Source organism: Streptomyces spororaveus (assembly GCF_016755875.1).
Classification (GTDB): Bacteria; Actinomycetota; Actinomycetes; order Streptomycetales; family Streptomycetaceae; genus Streptomyces; species Streptomyces spororaveus.
This window is the reverse complement of the sequence record NZ_BNED01000002.1, coordinates 117,165-131,689: the sequence shown is the minus strand read 5'-3', so window position 1 is coordinate 131,689 and position 14,525 is coordinate 117,165. Positions and strand designations below refer to the sequence as shown.

Annotated in this window: 14 protein-coding genes and 1 pseudogene; 8 read left to right on the top strand and 7 right to left on the bottom strand. The window is 70.0% G+C overall.

Annotated features, from left to right (window positions below):
• Window positions 1–58: 58 nt before the first annotated feature.
• The 4 genes from Sspor_RS00905 to Sspor_RS00890 all read left to right on the top strand — a co-directional run bounded on the left by Sspor_RS00905 (window position 59) and on the right by Sspor_RS00890 (window position 3,930).
• The gene (locus Sspor_RS00905; RefSeq protein ID WP_202197239.1) at window positions 59–970 is read left to right on the top strand and encodes a hypothetical protein; all 912 of its coding nucleotides are present in this window, start codon (window positions 59–61) and stop codon (window positions 968–970) included.
• Window positions 967–1,887 (top strand): hypothetical protein, encoded by a 921-nt coding sequence (locus Sspor_RS00900; protein WP_202197238.1) that lies wholly within the window; start codon window positions 967–969, stop codon window positions 1,885–1,887. Before Sspor_RS00905 ends, Sspor_RS00900 begins: the two co-directional genes overlap by 4 nt.
• 712 nt (window positions 1,888–2,599) lie before the next feature.
• Complete coding sequence (locus Sspor_RS00895; RefSeq protein WP_202197290.1) at window positions 2,600–2,743, top strand: hypothetical protein; 144 nt, start codon at window positions 2,600–2,602, stop codon at window positions 2,741–2,743.
• Between the two features lie 1,019 nt (window positions 2,744–3,762).
• Window positions 3,763–3,930, top strand: a complete 168-nt coding sequence (locus Sspor_RS00890; protein ID WP_202197237.1) for a hypothetical protein — start codon at window positions 3,763–3,765, stop codon at window positions 3,928–3,930.
• Between the two features lie 207 nt (window positions 3,931–4,137).
• On the opposite strand, the gene Sspor_RS00885 is transcribed toward Sspor_RS00890, so the two are convergent.
• From Sspor_RS00885 to Sspor_RS00875, 3 genes are all read right to left on the bottom strand, one after another.
• A complete protein-coding gene (locus Sspor_RS00885) occupies window positions 4,138–5,421 on the bottom strand; it encodes an AI-2E family transporter (protein WP_202197236.1) in 1,284 nt (427 codons plus the stop codon).
• A 777-nt stretch (window positions 5,422–6,198) separates the two neighbouring features.
• Window positions 6,199–6,381: a DUF5133 domain-containing protein gene (locus Sspor_RS00880; RefSeq protein WP_272934811.1), complete on the bottom strand. Its 183-nt coding sequence runs from the start codon at window positions 6,379–6,381 to the stop codon at window positions 6,199–6,201.
• 297 nt (window positions 6,382–6,678) lie between these two features.
• Window positions 6,679–7,032, bottom strand: a complete 354-nt coding sequence (locus Sspor_RS00875; protein WP_202197235.1) for an STAS domain-containing protein — start codon at window positions 7,030–7,032, stop codon at window positions 6,679–6,681.
• 125 nt (window positions 7,033–7,157) lie between these two features.
• On the opposite strand from Sspor_RS00875, the gene Sspor_RS00870 reads away from it, so the two are divergent.
• Complete coding sequence (locus tag Sspor_RS00870; RefSeq protein ID WP_202197234.1) at window positions 7,158–7,484, top strand: helix-turn-helix transcriptional regulator; 327 nt, start codon at window positions 7,158–7,160, stop codon at window positions 7,482–7,484.
• A 492-nt stretch (window positions 7,485–7,976) separates the two neighbouring features.
• Here Sspor_RS00870 and Sspor_RS00860 read toward each other — a convergent pair whose 3' ends face one another.
• Window positions 7,977–8,735, bottom strand: coding sequence for an alpha/beta fold hydrolase (locus tag Sspor_RS00860; protein WP_202197233.1), 759 nt, complete (start codon window positions 8,733–8,735; stop codon window positions 7,977–7,979).
• A 104-nt stretch (window positions 8,736–8,839) separates the two neighbouring features.
• Here Sspor_RS00860 and Sspor_RS00855 point away from each other — a divergent pair, with 104 nt between their 5' ends.
• Window positions 8,840–9,259: a MarR family winged helix-turn-helix transcriptional regulator gene (locus tag Sspor_RS00855; RefSeq protein WP_202197232.1), complete on the top strand. Its 420-nt coding sequence runs from the start codon at window positions 8,840–8,842 to the stop codon at window positions 9,257–9,259.
• Between the two features lie 56 nt (window positions 9,260–9,315).
• On the opposite strand, the pseudogene Sspor_RS00850 reads toward Sspor_RS00855, so the two are convergent.
• Together Sspor_RS00850 and Sspor_RS00840 are read right to left on the bottom strand one after the other, a co-directional pair.
• A pseudogene (locus Sspor_RS00850) lies at window positions 9,316–9,567 on the bottom strand (transposase family protein); the annotation flags it as partial.
• 683 nt (window positions 9,568–10,250) lie between these two features.
• Window positions 10,251–11,249: an NADP-dependent oxidoreductase gene (locus Sspor_RS00840; RefSeq protein ID WP_202197231.1), complete on the bottom strand. Its 999-nt coding sequence runs from the start codon at window positions 11,247–11,249 to the stop codon at window positions 10,251–10,253.
• Window positions 11,250–11,313: 64 nt separating this feature from the next.
• Here Sspor_RS00840 and Sspor_RS00835 point away from each other — a divergent pair, with 64 nt between their 5' ends.
• Window positions 11,314–12,255: a LysR family transcriptional regulator gene (locus Sspor_RS00835; protein WP_237403572.1), complete on the top strand. Its 942-nt coding sequence runs from the start codon at window positions 11,314–11,316 to the stop codon at window positions 12,253–12,255.
• Between the two features lie 358 nt (window positions 12,256–12,613).
• Window positions 12,614–13,276 carry a hypothetical protein gene (locus tag Sspor_RS00830; RefSeq protein ID WP_202197230.1) on the top strand — a complete coding sequence of 221 codons (663 nt, stop codon included), beginning with the start codon at window positions 12,614–12,616 and terminating at the stop codon, window positions 13,274–13,276.
• Between the two features lie 560 nt (window positions 13,277–13,836).
• Here the strand turns inward: Sspor_RS00830 and Sspor_RS40990 are convergent.
• On the bottom strand, window positions 13,837–13,971 hold the full coding sequence (locus Sspor_RS40990; protein WP_272934809.1) for a hypothetical protein: 135 nt from the start codon (window positions 13,969–13,971) through the stop codon (window positions 13,837–13,839).
• Window positions 13,972–14,525: the final 554 nt, after the last annotated feature.

The window sequence follows — 14,525 nt, the reverse complement described above, 5'->3', positions numbered from 1 at the left end:
TGGAAGCGCGGGCCGGACACCTGGCAGCGCCCACGCCTCCGGCGACGGGGTGCTCGCGGTGGGCTCGGCGCAGAACATTTTCTACCACGGCTCCGACCGCAGCGGCCGGGCCGTCGGTCCGCTCACCGCCGTGCTCTGCCTGCTACTGGCCGCCGGTGCTGCCGTCGGCGGAACCCTGTGGTGGCAGAGCCGTGACGCGGACGGCGGCGTCGACCGGGCCCGGCCCCCGGCGGACACCCGGCCCCGTCCCGCCCCGTCCGGTAGTCCGCCCGTGCTGGTCGCCTCCGTTACCGGGCCGGTAAGCGACCTGCCCGGACGGGACTTCGCGCTGCCGGACGCCTTGCGCATGAGCGAGGCCGAGCTGGCGCGCTTCGGCTCCGAGATCGTGCCCGACTCGGCAGCGTTCGCATCCTGGTACGACCGGCACGGCGCGGTGGTGACCGAGTCCGGCACGATCACCGTGGCCCTGCGCGGCAACGCGGCGGAGGAGGTCCAGGTCACCGACATCAACGTGCACAAGAAGTGCGGACCACCCCTGGACGGCACGCATTTCGAGGGGCACTCACAGGGCGGCGGCGACACGGTGGCGATCGGTTTCGACCTGGACGCGGCCGACCCGTATCCGCAGCTGCGGGCCCGCACCGGCGCGGGCCTGAAGTGGACGCGGCGCAACTACTTCGACGAGCAAACCCTCACCCTCAAGCCTGGCGAACGGGAGACCCTCAGCGTTGGTGTCATCAGTACCCGCCACCGCTGCTCGTTCACCCTCGAACTGGCGGTGGCCACCCGGGACGGGGTTCTCACCCAGCAGATCGACCGGCAGGGCAAGCCCTTCGAGCTCACAGCCCGCGCCCCGGCTGTCCAGGGCAGCCGCCCGCCCGCCGGATACCGCGCGGCCTACGCTCAGGACCGCGACGGCTGGCACCCCGCCGACCCGGCCGCCGCAGCCGCAATGGAGGCGGACCGATGACCGGGGCGCGCGGGATCACGGCGGGCCGGCTCGCCGCCCTCGTGGTGCTCGTCCTGGCCGTCGCCGTCGTCGCCACCCTGCTGATCACCCGGGCCACGGACGGGAGTGGCGCAGGCGGCAGAGACGGGGAAAGTAAGGGTGAGACCGGGGACGGCCGCCCCTCCCGGGCCTCGTCGAAGGGAGCCACGCCCGGACCTACGGGCGGGACACCGTACGCGTATACCACCGAGCAGGAACTGGTCCTCGTGCGCGGTGACCGGCCGCCGACCCGGGTTCCGCGCGTCTTCGACCTTGCCGACCCGCATCGGAACATGGTGGTGTGGACCCACGACGGGCACCGGGTGGCGTTCTTCTCCGACGACGAGCTGCTCGACCGACGCGAGGACACCCGGCTGATCACCGTCGACGCCCGGACCGGCGAGGTGCGCAGGCTGCCCTGTCCCGGCTGCCACGACCTCACCCCGGTCGGTGACCACGACGTCATGGTGCTGTCCTACGAGCCCGGCCCCACCAGCGCGTTCCGCATCGACCTGGACCGGCCCACCACCCCTCGAACCGAGCTCGACAACGGCAGCTACTGGCAGCCGCAGCTCCTCGGCGCCACCCCCACCCACGTGCTCACCGGGCAGTACGAGATGTCCGGCGGCGACCCCGGTATGGCACTGCGCCTGAACGACTTGAACACCGCCGGGATCACCGTCTACCCGCGCTTCGAATCCAACGCTACATGCCGGCCGCGCTCGCCGTCGTCGGGGGCGGCCAGCGAATCGCGGTGGCGGCCCGCCACAACCCCGGCGGCTGCACCGCGCCCTTCCCGATCCACATCCTCGGGCCGAAGGGCGAGGTCGGCGGCACCGACCAGTCGGCCGCTCTGCCGCCCGGATACATCGCCGGCGTCACTGGCGGGATCGGCGTGAGCGACCTGTGGTGGGGACCCGACCAGCACCTGTACGCCACCATCTCCGCCTGGACCTGTGACAAGAGCCAGGATACGCAGGACGGCAAGAAGCGGCCGCACCGCCCGGCCACACTGTTCCGGCTGGACGGTGACCGGTGGGTGAGCGCGGGCGACCAACCGGCGACCGTGGTCCGCCCGCTGGACCGCGACACCAGGATGGTGCTGGTCATCCCCGACTGCAACGGCCCCGTGGAACGGGCCGACGGCATCACCTACTGCAACACTGGTTCCCTGTATCGCGAGGCGGCCGGAAAGCGGACGAAGGTCGCGGACGATGTCCTGTCGCTCTCCGCACCGGCCACTGCTTCCTGTCCACGCACCAACCAGATTCGGGTGCAAGGGCGTTGGCCGTCATCATTCTCGCGAACCGCACGGCGGAGCCGCGACGGCCTGGCGGCCCTGCGCCGGGTCGAGGCCCGCCGCGCTGAGCTGCGACATTATCGGCCGAGGTGGGTGTTTTCGTTTAGTGCTGCCCAGCGGAGGCAGACGGGTCGCTCTCTGTCTGCGCGTCCGCAGGTTCCTCTGCCCGGTCATCTCGTGCGGGCGGCGGACCTTCGCCGAACAGCTACCAGGCTTGACCCGTCGGACCGAGCGCCTGCGGTCGATACTGGCCGCGGTCGGGCCTCGCACTCGCCGGGCCGGCCGGGGCCCGCATGGCGAGAGTCTTCGGCGTGGCGGTCAGCCGCAGCACGGTGCTGCGGCTTGTCGAAGCCTTGCCCGACCCGGAAGTTCCCGCCCCGCGCGTGGTCGGGGTCGATGAGTACGCGACCCGCAAAGGGCGTCACTACGAAACTGGCTTCGTTCGCGTGAAGTAGCAGCGATTGGTCAGCACTTTGGGCAGCAGTTAGTGATCTTGAGCGCTGCGGATGTTCACCAGTTATGGTTCTGGCTCAACTTCTGTGGAGCTGGCAGTGCGGGCTCGTGCCCGCTTCGGGCCAACGCACTGAACTGCTCGTTTCCAGTGTTCGGCGTCCCGATGCACTGGCCGTCGTGTCGTCACCACAGAAGTTGAGCCATAACCCCAGATATGACGTCACCCAGCAGTGATGGGGTCGTCGAGACTAGCTCCGCCCGGATTCGTGGAGGCCCCCGGCCCGACCTGCCCGTAAGTCTGTCGGAGTCGTGGGCGAGCATGTCGCCGTGGACAACTTTGAGCCGAGAGCAGGCGGCTGCAGGGCCCGGTCTCTTGGGGGGGCTCTGGACGAGGCCGAGCGGAGTCCCGGCTTCCGTCCGCACCCGCTTCTTGCCACGCTGTACTTGAAGGTGGGCAACGGCAGTTTCGGTCCGATGGACCCATTGCTGCCTCTGTCAGGTGGTCCGAATCCGGATGGAGAGGAGGCCGCGGTCGAGGACTACCTGGGACGGATCCCGGCTGCAGATGCGGACACCTGGTGATCGTGACCCAAGGGTGTCCTGCCGATCCTGGACTGGGGTTGTGCCATGGCTGCGTGCGTCGACGTCGGAGCGAGGACGGAACCGTTCTCCTCTTCGAGCCGAACGTGATCAGAAGGCAGGACCTGTCCCTGGCGTGGTTCGTGGATGCGGGGAGCCTCACAGACTGGCTTGAGACCTGGCTGGCGGGCCGGGGCTTGTATGAGGAGGGCGTTGCTGATGAAGGCTTCGACATGGCCCTGTGGCCCGACGCTTCCGCACAGTTGTAGCCGTTCGTCGGTCGAGATTTCGACAGTGACGGTTCTCCGCTCGGACGGCGGAGAACCGTCGGGACGAGCACGACTTCCTCAAGGCCGTCCACGGCCTGGTCCACGCGGCCGTGGCAGGCGGCGGGAAATGCGTCAGCGTCCACCTCGCCGACCAAGACAACAAGATCCTCATCATGGTCCTCAACCACCAGACCAGCGAACAAGAGGGTGCGGGCCAGGTCCCGACGGAGGTGGCGCTGCAGCGCACCGTCGACGCCTGCGGCACCCACACCGACCACCACGGCCACACCTGGTGGGCACTCCTCGACGCCGAACCCCGACCGAAGAAGCGCCTGGCGTAGGAGAGAGCGGCGGTGAGAGTCGGCATGCCGAAGCGGCCGTCCCGCCCGGCATCGCCGACGGCCAAGCCCCAGCACAGCTCCGTCACCGACTCTTCTTCGACGCCGACCGTGATCACCTGTTACGGCTTCCCAGATGCACCATGATCACCCCTTACGGCGTGAGCGGCGGCCGCAGGCCGCAGGCGTCCTGCGGCCCCGGCCGGGGTGTCAGGCGGGTTCCGGGTCCGGTGCCGGGGGTGGATCCGCCCGCTCCTCCTCGACCGCCGTGGGCGACCCATCCGCCGAACCGTCGTCCCCGCCGTTGGCGCGCAGATGCCCGATCACCGTGTTGGCCACGGCGACCAGCGGGACGGCGACGACCGCTCCGCCGATGCCAGCGACCACTCCTCCAGTGGCGACGGCCAGGACCACGGCCAGCGGGTGAACCCGTACGGCCCTCCCGAGGATGAACGGCTGCAGCACGTGGCCCTCGATCTGCTGGACGACGAGCACCACCAGCAGGGTCATCAGCGCGGTGAACACCCCCTGGGTGACCAGTGCGACGACCACCGCGAGGGCCCCGGACGCGACGGCGCCCACCAGGGGCACGAACGAGGCCAGGAAGATCACCACGGCGATGGGCACGGCGAGCGGCACGCCCAGGAAGTAGATGCCGAGACCGATAAAGAGTGCGTCGATGAAGGCGACAATCAAGGTTCCGCGGACATAGGCGGTCAGGGTGCCCCAGGCGGCCGGGCCCGCGTCGGCGACATCCGGCCGGGCGGCGGCGGGGACCAGCTTCAGCGTCCACTGCCAGATTCGCTTGCCGTCGTACAGCAGGAAGAGTGTCGAGAACATCGCCAGCAGCGTTCCGGTGATGATCTCCACCAGGACGGTCACGCCCCGGAGCCCGGTCGAGGTGATCTCGCTGGTACTGGTGCCGATGGCGTCGCTCAGGCTGCCGGCAACATCGTTGATCTGCTGCTCGGTCACGTGGAAGGGGCTGTCGAGGAGCCATCGTTTCAGTTCCTCGATGCCTTCCTGGAGCCGCCCGGACAGATTGTCCAGGTTGTCGAGCACTTGCCAGACGACGAACCAGCCGATCAGCCCGAGGACGACGAACCCGAAGAGCGCGGTCAGGGCGGTGGACAGCCCCTGGGAGAGCCCCGCACGGTGCAGCCGGGCGACCGTCGGTTCCAGCAGGGCGGTGATCAGCAGCGCGGCCGCGAAGGCGAGGACAACGAGCCGGACCGAACCGATCACCCGCATGATGACCCACAGGGCGGCTGCGAGGACCAGGAACCGCCAGCCGGCCTCGGCCGCGACCCGTACGCCCCAGGGCACCGCCCGGGCTGGGTCCGGGTTGCGCGGACGGGCCCGGCGGGCCTCTGCGACACGCTGCCGCTCGGCCAGCAGCTCGGCCTCGTGCCGCGCCTGAACCTGCGCACGACGCTCACCGAGCGCCGCGGCGCCGTCCTTCACCCGACCGAACCACGTACGGATTCCAGGCATGCGGAACCTCCTTCCTCATCCGGCCGTCTGGCCCCGGCTTCGGGGGATCAGGCCGGTGCGGCCCGACGCGCTCGCGGAGGGTTCGGACGGACTACGAGCAGACTTCGAGCGAATTTCGGACGTACCGGGGCGTGCGAGGCTGGTAAGGCCGAGCCTGTGCGGATCTGCGCCCTCTATGGGACAAGGCCAGCGGTCTGTGTGGCGCCACCACCCAGCCCCGAGGACTACCCCCGGGCCGCATGTGCTAACCGCCCGCACTCCCGCTCCTCCTGCCCCACCAGCCGAAACCGCCGATGCGAACCACCACGGGGGCCTTCTCACCCCCTGAGCAGCGGGACCGCGGCGGCTGCCTGGGGGCGAACTGGTGCCCCCATAGGCGTGGGAAGCGTCCGTCACCAGCGGCGTTGCCTCGGTCCGCGGCCCGGCCGACGCTGCGCTACCGCGCCGCGATGTGCAGGGTTCGCCAACCTGACGCAACCGCTTCGCACGCAGCGGGCCGTAAGTCCGGACGGGCTGACCTGGAGCCCGATAGCGCGGGCTCCCGCGCATTCGGTCCCCCGTTACATGTGGCGCGCTCGCCCCCCGATTCCGTCGGCAGCTTCGCACCGGCTTTCTGGTGTGTCCCTTCCTTGCCTGCACGCTCCACACGGGCCGGGTCGGAGGGCGGGCTGGAGCCGGGTCCTGTCCGTGACGGGGCTTTCGGAGGGCGGCCGTGCTCGTCCACGGCCGCTCCCTCATCGGGAAGCCGCTTCGGGCGCGGGCCGTGTTTCTTGGCGTTCATGATCGACCATCTGTCCGTTGCGGATGGGCGGGGCTCTGCCGACCGGCCCGGGCTTCGGGGCCGTGCTGGGCCCCGTGCCGTGCCTCGGGGGCGCAGGGTTGGCCCATGAGGATGCACAGGGTGAACAGAGAGTCCTCGAAGGCGCGGCGCGCTTCGGGGTCTGCGGGTGCGGCGGTCAGTCGCAGGTGAGTCTCGATCGAGCGGCCGACTCTCGGCGTCCTCTCGCAGTGGCAGCAGGTACGGGCCCGACGACGAGGTCGGTGCGGGGTCCGGGGTGCGGGGCCGTGTGAACAGCCTGGCGCAGCGCCCGCTCAGCGCGAACAGGACGGGTACGCCGCGGGACGCGTCGAGCAGCTCGGCGGCCAGGACCGTCGCCGGCAGGCCGGCCCGCACGGCTGCGGCGGACAGGATGTGCTCGGCCTCGCGGGCCATGGCCAGGGTCGTCGCCATCAGCGTTCGCCTGCTTTCGCGCGTGCTCAGGTGAAGAGTGAGCGGGTGGCGGTGAGGTTCAGGAGCCGTTCGACCCGGCGGCCTTCCGCTGTGATGTGCAGGCTGCGTCCGGACTGAAGGGCCGCGTGTCGGGCGGTCAGGAGGGTGTTCAGGCCGGCGCAGTCGCAGAAGGTCACCCGCTCCAGGTCCACAAGGAGGGTGGCGCGGTGGGAGAAGAAGGCGGCCAGGAGGGCCTCGTTGAGGAACGTGGCGTTGTCGAAGTCGATCTCGCTGCTCACCACGACTCGGACCGTCCCGGGCAGCGGGCCGGGGGTCACCCCGACCTCCAGGCCGGCTGTTACCGGTAGGTCGGGGCGCTCGTCCTGAACGGTCCCGCTCATCGCTGCCTCCCCACACCTCCTGGGGCTGTTTCTGCTTCCACCAGCATCGTCGGCAACCATCCAACATACGTCAAGAAATACGTGAAAAACAGGACGTATACACAAAACGGACGCATGCTGAAGACATGCGCGCCGAAGGACTTCCCGGCGGGTCGTGGACGTTCCTGACCAGCCACGCCCGCGTCCTGCTCGCCCTCTCACGCGACCCCGAAGTACGCCTGCGGGAGGTCGCCGAGACCTGCCTACTCACCGAACGGACCGTCCAGGCGATCGTCGCGGACCTGGAGCAGGAGGGGTACCTCACCCGGGTACGCCGGGGGCGCCGCAACCACTACCGCATCAGCCCTGGGGCACAGTTCCGCCACCCCGCCGAGGCGGGCCGCGACCTCGCGGGGCTTCTCGCTCTCTTCACCGACGACCCGCCTACGACCCGGACACCACAGCGGAACTAACCGACACCACGGCAGCCCCGGGTCCGAACGGCGACCACAGGTACAGCGGGGGGCGTGCGGCAAACTCCCCCAACCGGCTACGCCTCCCGCCTCACGGCGGGCGGTGCGGTCTCGCGCATGGCGCGGTGGCAGGGCGACGAGAGGTCCACGCACGCGGGACGTCAACCCCCGCGCGCCTGCAGCCCGCACCACCCTCAGGGGAACACCCTCCCGCCCAGTTCACGCTGCCGGTCGGGTGACCTGCCCGCGGCACGCGGCCCGGGCCGACCGCGCCTACTCCACACGCGCCATCCGCAACCACCTGCGAGGCCAGGGCATCCGCGCGGTTATCCCGCAGCCGTCCGACCAGATCGGCCACCGCCTGCGGCGAGGCCACCGAGGCGGTCGCCCGCCCGGCTTCGATGCCGAGGCCTACAACCACCACCGCTGCCACACCGCACTGGGCGGGCACCCACCCATCAGCCGCGTGAACAACGCTGCGGGTCAATACACCTAGGGCGTGGTGAACTCCGCGACGGCTGCGAGCACCGTCTCCGGCGTCTCCAGTTGCGGGAGGTGTCCGGTGTCGGCCAGCGGTCGGAAGACGGCGCCGGGGATGGCGGCTGCGTACGCCTCGCCGTAGCCCAGCGAGGCGATCCGGTCGGCGGTGCCCCAAGCCACCAGGGTGGGCACGCGGGTCGCCGCCAGCCGCCCGGCCAGCGTCGGGTCGGCCATCTCCCGGCCCGCGTACGTCGACAGTGTCTCGCGGTTGGCGGCCATCGTGGCGCGCTGGGCCTGGGTGAACCGGTCGGCGGCGGCGAGTGGGGAGCGGGCCGGGTCGTGGAAGGAGAGCGCGGCCACCTCGTCGGGGCGGAGCGCGAAGAAGTCGGCGAGCGGGTGGCCGGGCACGGTGATCCCGACGCCGTTGAGGATGACGCAGGCGGCGATCCGCCCATCGTCCAGCAGGCCCATCTCGGCGGCGATCCAGCCGCCGATCGAGTTTCCCACCACGGTGACCCCGGTCAGCCCGCGCTCGGCCAGCAGCGCGGTGTACGCAGCGGCCAGCGCGCGGATGCCGTCCAGGGTGGCGGGGCGTTGGGTGCCGTCGAAGCCGGGATGGGTGGGGAGCAGTACCCGGGCGTCCTGGCGCTCGGCCAGGAGCGCGGCGAACGGCCGCATGGAGGCGGGCCCGGCGCCGCCGTGCAGCAGCAGGACGGGGCGGCCGGAGCCGGTCTCCTTGACGGTGAACGGGACGGGGGCGGTGGCGTTCATGGGGTCTCCAGGGGGATAACTGCGGCCGCGTCGGGGCTCACTAATCAACAGGCTTATATAAGCAACCTTAGATCAGTGGGCTGGTTTGCGCTAGCCTGAATCCCGTGACCCGGACCCCGCAGCAGGTCGCGCTCGCCGTGAAGCGCCTCCAGAACCGCCACCACCGCGCGCTGACCGCCACCCTGGCCCCGCTCGGCGTCTCCCTTGCGCAGTGGGACACCCTCCGCCATCTGCATGCACACCCGGACGCCTCACTGCACGACCTGGCCCAGCTCACCTTCCAGACCGACCAGGCGTTCGGCACCCTCGCCGCCCGGATGGCGGCCCGCGGCCTCATCGAACGCGTCCCGGGCCCCGGCCGGGCGGTCCGGCACGCCCTCACCCCGCATGGCGAAGAGATCCGGCAGGAGGGCGAGCGCCGGGTCGCCGCCGAGGTGGACCGCTCACTCGCTCCCCTCGCAGAGGCCCAACTCGACCAGCTCGGCGCGCTGCTGGAGCAGGTACTCGCGGCCGGGGAGAGCTAAAGGTTGTTGCGGAAGGTTGGGTGCGGGCAGGTCTGTGTGTGAGTGGACCTGTTTGTTCACCGTGTCATCGCGAGGTTGTGCATGGTGGCGACGGCCTGGACAGCGTGGTGGAGGCCGTCTCCTTTCTGGCGGCAGTCGCGGAGGATCTTCCAGTTCTTCATGCGGGCGAAGGAGTGCTCGACGCGGGCACGGACCCTTCGGTGTTCGGCGTTGTCCTCCTGCTGACCACGCAGGAGGGGGCGTCCAGCACGTTTGCGGTGCGGGACGATCAGGCCGGTGCCCAGGTAGGCGCCGTCGGCAATGACCGTCGGGATAGCGCGGCGGGTCCGGGGACCCCTCGACCTGGAGGGCCGCGACGGACTCGCCGCCCGCTCAGCCGCCGGAGCATGTCGTCGGTAACGACCGGCGGCCTGCCACCGTGCTTGCCATTGCGGGCCGCACGGGGCCCGGGATTCACCAGGGCCTGAAGTCGGCATCGATGAGAGAACGAGGTGACGGTCTGCGGCGCCAGGGTGCGGACACCATCCGCAACGGCTGGCCGTGGAGCCTTCGACTGGAGGGCCCTGCCGGTCGTGACCTACTGGCGAACGAACCTGACCATGCGCCAGCTCGCCCCACTGTTCGGAGCGCCACCATGACGTTCAACAATCTCTGAACCCGAACCCTGCAACTCATTTTGAACATGCTCAAGGAAGAGTCCAGGGCGGACCCTGCGCCCAGTACCAAGCGGCAGGCTCCACCGCCCCCACCAGCGCGAACAGCAGCGTCAACACCACGCCGCCCGGCCACCCCGTGGCCCATGCTCCAACGCCCCAGTGAAGGCCCTCCAACCGGCATGGGCGCGGCCCCAGCAAGCGGGCGCTGGGGGCGCAGGCGGCCTACTCGAAGGCACCCGCCGCTGGTGTCTTCGGTCAGGCCGCTTCCAGATCGGTCACATTCAGCCCGTTCAGGGCGTGGGCGCAGTTCGCCACCGCCTTCTCAAGTTCGGCGATCACGAGACCACCGTCAGCACGATCTTGCCTTGGAGGTGGCCCTGCGCGGCTCGGGTGTGTGCACTGCCCGCCTCGGGCAGCGGGTAAGTGCTGTCCACCCCGACCTGGAGCTTGCCCTCGCCGAACAGACGCCCGATCTCGGCGAGCTGGGGGCCGTTGGAACGCACCTGAATGTTCGAGACTGTGATGCCCAGACTCGCCGTCTCTTCCGCGTCGTACTCGGCGAAGAACACCGGAAGCATGGTGCCGCCGCGCTTGAGCACGGTCAGGAAGCGTGAGCTGTCCGGGCCGCCGACGGTGTCGATCACCAGGTCGACACCGCTGACCACGTCCGCGGCCTGCGTCCTGGTGTAGTCGATGAACTCATCGACGCCGAGCTTGCGCAGGAACTGCTCGTGCCGGCCCGAGGCCACCGCGATTACGTGTGCCCCCTTCCATTTCGCCAGCTGCACCGCGAAGTGGCCCACTCCACCGGCTGCTCCGTTGACCAGCACGGTCATCCCTGGCGTGATCGGCACCGGCTGGTGCACCTGGCCGATGAAAGGGGACGGCACCTCGTGGCCGAGATCAACCAGGTACTGCCAGGCCGTAAGCACGGCCATCGGCGCCCCAGCCGCCTGCACGTGGTCGATACCGGCTGGCTTGTGTGCCAGGTCCGAAGCCGGCGCGGCCACGTACTCGGCGTATGTCCGGCCGTCGAATCCGGGGAACCGCAGCATGCCGAAGACCTCGTCACCGACGGCGAACCCCAGCACGTCCGGAGCGACCGCCTGGACCACGCCCGACATGTCCGTTCCGGGGATCAGGGGGAACTCCAGCGCCGGCCTCACCCCGGCCGGCATGACCTTCATCCCCTCACGCAGGTACCAGTCCGGCGGGTTGACGCCCGCCGCGTGCACCCGGACGAGCACCTCGCCCGGGCCGATCTCGGGAACCGTCACCTCGTCATACTGCAAAACTTCCGGCCCGCCCGCTTCGTGGAACTGGATCGCCTTCATCGCGCCTGTCGCTTTCCTAGAGAATCGTTGCTCCTGTTGCTCCTCAGTCAAGGCCCAGGACGGCATGGCCGTCCAAGACCGGTTCGGCAACCTGCTCATTCCGAAACGGCATGACGCGTACGCTGGATGGGTGAACGATCTCGGACAGGACCTGGAACTGCGGCTCGTGCGCTACTTCACCGTGGTGGCGGCGCACCAGCACTTCGGCCGGGCCGCCGCTGACTTGCACGTGGCCCAACCGGCGCTGAGCCGCCAGATCCAACGGCTCGAGAAGCATCTCGGCGCACGACTGCTGGACCGTGTACCCCAGGGCACCCGGCTCACTCCGGCCGGCCAGAGGTTCCTCCCCCGGGCCCAAGCCTTGCTGCAGGCCGCCCGCCAGGCCGAGCTGGCCGTGCGTGAACAAGCCGAGACCGAACGAATCGCCATCGGCTACGTTGAAGACCTGGTGATCACTGCCGCCGTACGGGAACTGCGCCGCCGTCACCCGGACGCCGAGATCGCCACCCGGTACCTGAGCTGCCGCGACGTCGGGGCGTTGTCCGACAAGCGCGTCGACGCCCTGATCGCGCGGGCCCCGCTACCGCTCGCCGCCAACGACGTGGTCATCACTCCGCTGTACGAGGAGCCCCGGATGCTCGTGGTCCCGCGCGGTCATCCCCTGGCCGACCGCGCGTCGGTGACCGCGGAAGAACTGGCCGGAGAGGAGGCAGCTCCGTGCGCGTTCGAGACCGCGGACTGGACTTCCTACCGGATCCTCGGGGCTGGCGTGCCGCCAATCGAGAGCTACGAGGACAAGCTCGAACTCGTCGCGAGTGGCAGGGCGATCGCCGTGCTACCGGTCGGTGATCGGCGTGGCTCGCTGCGTCCCAACCTCGTCACCGTCCCGGTCGAGGGCGCTCCCCCGAGCCGGGTCGTCCTGGTCAGCCGCAAGGGCGACCCGAATCCGATGATCAGGAATCTTCGGCTGGCGGCCAAGGCCGTCCTGACCGCCCCGGCAGCCTGACCAGGACCCGCTTGGCACTGAACTGCCCCAAGCGGTACTCGCCCGCGCCTTCGCAGCCACTCGACTGGCCTCCCGCAGGCCGGCGGCCGCATCCGTGCCCGCCGCCCGCGCCGCCTCCAGACGCTCTGTCACCACCTGCACCTCGGCCAACTCCGTCCGGGCCGCCTCCACCCGCTCGTGGCGCGCCCTCACAGCCCGCTTGCCCGCGTCCGGTTCCGGGACCGGAACGTGTCCCCCCTGCGGATCCGGTCGGCGCGGCGCCCTACGCCCGGCGTAGCCCAGCGGCACCCGGCAGCGGTTCGAGGCCGGTGAAACCCCTCACCGTGTCTGGAGCCTTCGCCAGCCTGCCTTCCAAACCATGCCCGGCAACACCGGGATCGGCGAGGACCGCGTGGAGGATCCGCTCGACCTCGTGCACCACCGGCTCACTCACCGCCCGACCGGCCTCGGCAGCCAGAGACCGCGCCGTACGCGCAAGCTCGCCGATCACCACATGGTGATCATGCGACAACTTCCGCAACTGCCCACTGTCGTGGGCGGACTGCGGTTGGGGAGCCGCGATGCACTGGTCCGCCGGGTATTCCTCAACGCAGCGGCCGCCGGCAGCGCCCTGGCCGCGATCGAACTGCTCACGCCAGGCCGTGCCGCGGCCCTCACAGGCGCATCAGAATCGGGAGCGGTGCCCTTTTCCGCACTCGCCTGCGCCGGATTCATCTGCGCGGGTATCGGCAGCCACCTCGCGCCACTGACCGCCCGGCTTGCAGGCAGCGGCGAGCGTGCGGTCATGGTGAGCCTCGGCGCGAGCGCGAGCGGCATGCTTCTGCTCGGCGCCACCGCAGCGTTCACAGGAGTGGGCTGGTCCTCGCGGCCATCGGCTATGGCCTGGTCTACCTCGGGCTCGGCGCGGCGCGGCCGAGTGAGAGGGACCTCTTGCACCGCCGCGTCCCAAGTTCGGGGCGGGCCACCGCGCTGTCCGTCCAGTCGCTCGCTCTGCAACTCGTGGGAGCACTCACCGGCTTGATAATTGGTGTGCTTCCGCCAGAGGCGCCGACCTGGATGCTGGGAGGCACTGCGCTGCTGGCAGGAGCTCTCCTGTGGATCCGCTACACAGGGACCACACCCCCGACTCCGGCGGCAACGGCTCAGCCCCACGCCGTGTCGTCCTCCCCGAGCACCGCTGGCTCCGAAACCCATCCGCAACATGCCGATCAGTAGCACCGGGACCAACACCGCGCAGACCGCACAAACACACGGGTGCCCGAAAGGCGCCGCGCATGTTCGCGAACACACGACCCGTTCGCGGGGCGCTCGTCTATCGACGGCTTAACTGAGGCTTGCGCCAGGACTTCCTCCAAAGGCGGTCCGCCCGGTCGACGTGCGAAGGGCTCCGGGCGGGCTCCGCTTCCCACGCTGCGGCCGTGGTTCTGTCCCGGGATTCGCCGGGCACCGGGCCTCAGCCACGCTCGCCAAAGCGCGGGCTGCCGATGGTCCTGGACGGGGCGGCCAGTCTGCACCTTTCCACACCTCACGCGACCCATCTGACGTCACCGTCGAGACGCCCTGCTACGCCTCTCTGCGGGCCTACCAAGCGATCACATGGCCGGGGGGGAGGATCTTTTCGGGGTGGTTGGGCGCCACGTTTCCGGCGAGTTCGGGCGCTGCCGGATTTCCGGTGAGATCGGGCTCCACGTGGTGCTGGAGCCGGTGGGGCTTCATCTACGAGATGCTGCGCGAGGACGTGGACGTTCCGGCGAAGCATCGGTACCCGATCGGCGGCGCAGAGCCTCGCAGGGCTTCAGGATCCTGACAGGATAGGAGCCCTGCGTGGGGGCATCCCGTAAACCGCCGTGCCCGCGACTGGTGGATGGACAACCTTCTCAGGCTGGGGCCGGTAGTGCGAAGGTCAGGCCGGTGGCGGGGCGGCAGCCGCCAGCGCGGACGGACGTAGGCAGAGGTGGCCGTCAGGTACAGGGCAGCGGCCCGCGCCGAAGGGGGTCGGCCCAGCCTGCGCGGCCCGGGGTTTTCTCCCTGCCTCCGGTTCTGGGGCAGTACGCCAACCACGACATGGCCGACCCCGGACCGGGCTCCTGGCACGCCACTGCACCCGGATCCCCCGCCCACTTCCCGCTGCGCGTGGTGACAAGCTGGGTCGAGACTGAGCAGTCGCTGCTTCAGTCACTTCGGAAACCCGCAGGTCAGGGGCCACTGGACTGCGCTTCAGCGACTGAAGCGACTCAACTTCGGAACTGCGCCCACGTGACCCGCGCACG

Excerpts from the sequence above, each read along its gene's own strand:
- Sspor_RS00900 (WP_202197238.1), top strand. The coding sequence starts at position 967 with ATGACCGGGGCGCGCGGGATCACGGCGGGCCGGCTCGCCGCCCTCGTG.
- Sspor_RS00890 (WP_202197237.1), top strand. The coding sequence starts at position 3,763 with ATGGTCCTCAACCACCAGACCAGCGAACAAGAGGGTGCGGGCCAGGTC.
- Sspor_RS00885 (WP_202197236.1), bottom strand. The coding sequence starts at position 5,421 with ATGCCTGGAATCCGTACGTGGTTCGGTCGGGTGAAGGACGGCGCCGCG.
- Sspor_RS00875 (WP_202197235.1), bottom strand. The coding sequence starts at position 7,032 with ATGAGCGGGACCGTTCAGGACGAGCGCCCCGACCTACCGGTAACAGCC.
- Sspor_RS00870 (WP_202197234.1), top strand. The coding sequence starts at position 7,158 with ATGCGCGCCGAAGGACTTCCCGGCGGGTCGTGGACGTTCCTGACCAGC.
- Sspor_RS00860 (WP_202197233.1), bottom strand. The coding sequence starts at position 8,735 with ATGAACGCCACCGCCCCCGTCCCGTTCACCGTCAAGGAGACCGGCTCC.
- Sspor_RS00840 (WP_202197231.1), bottom strand. The coding sequence starts at position 11,249 with ATGAAGGCGATCCAGTTCCACGAAGCGGGCGGGCCGGAAGTTTTGCAG.
- Sspor_RS00835 (WP_237403572.1), top strand. The coding sequence starts at position 11,314 with ATGGCCGTCCAAGACCGGTTCGGCAACCTGCTCATTCCGAAACGGCAT.
- Sspor_RS00830 (WP_202197230.1), top strand. The coding sequence starts at position 12,614 with ATGCCCGGCAACACCGGGATCGGCGAGGACCGCGTGGAGGATCCGCTC.
- Sspor_RS40990 (WP_272934809.1), bottom strand. The coding sequence starts at position 13,971 with ATGAAGCCCCACCGGCTCCAGCACCACGTGGAGCCCGATCTCACCGGA.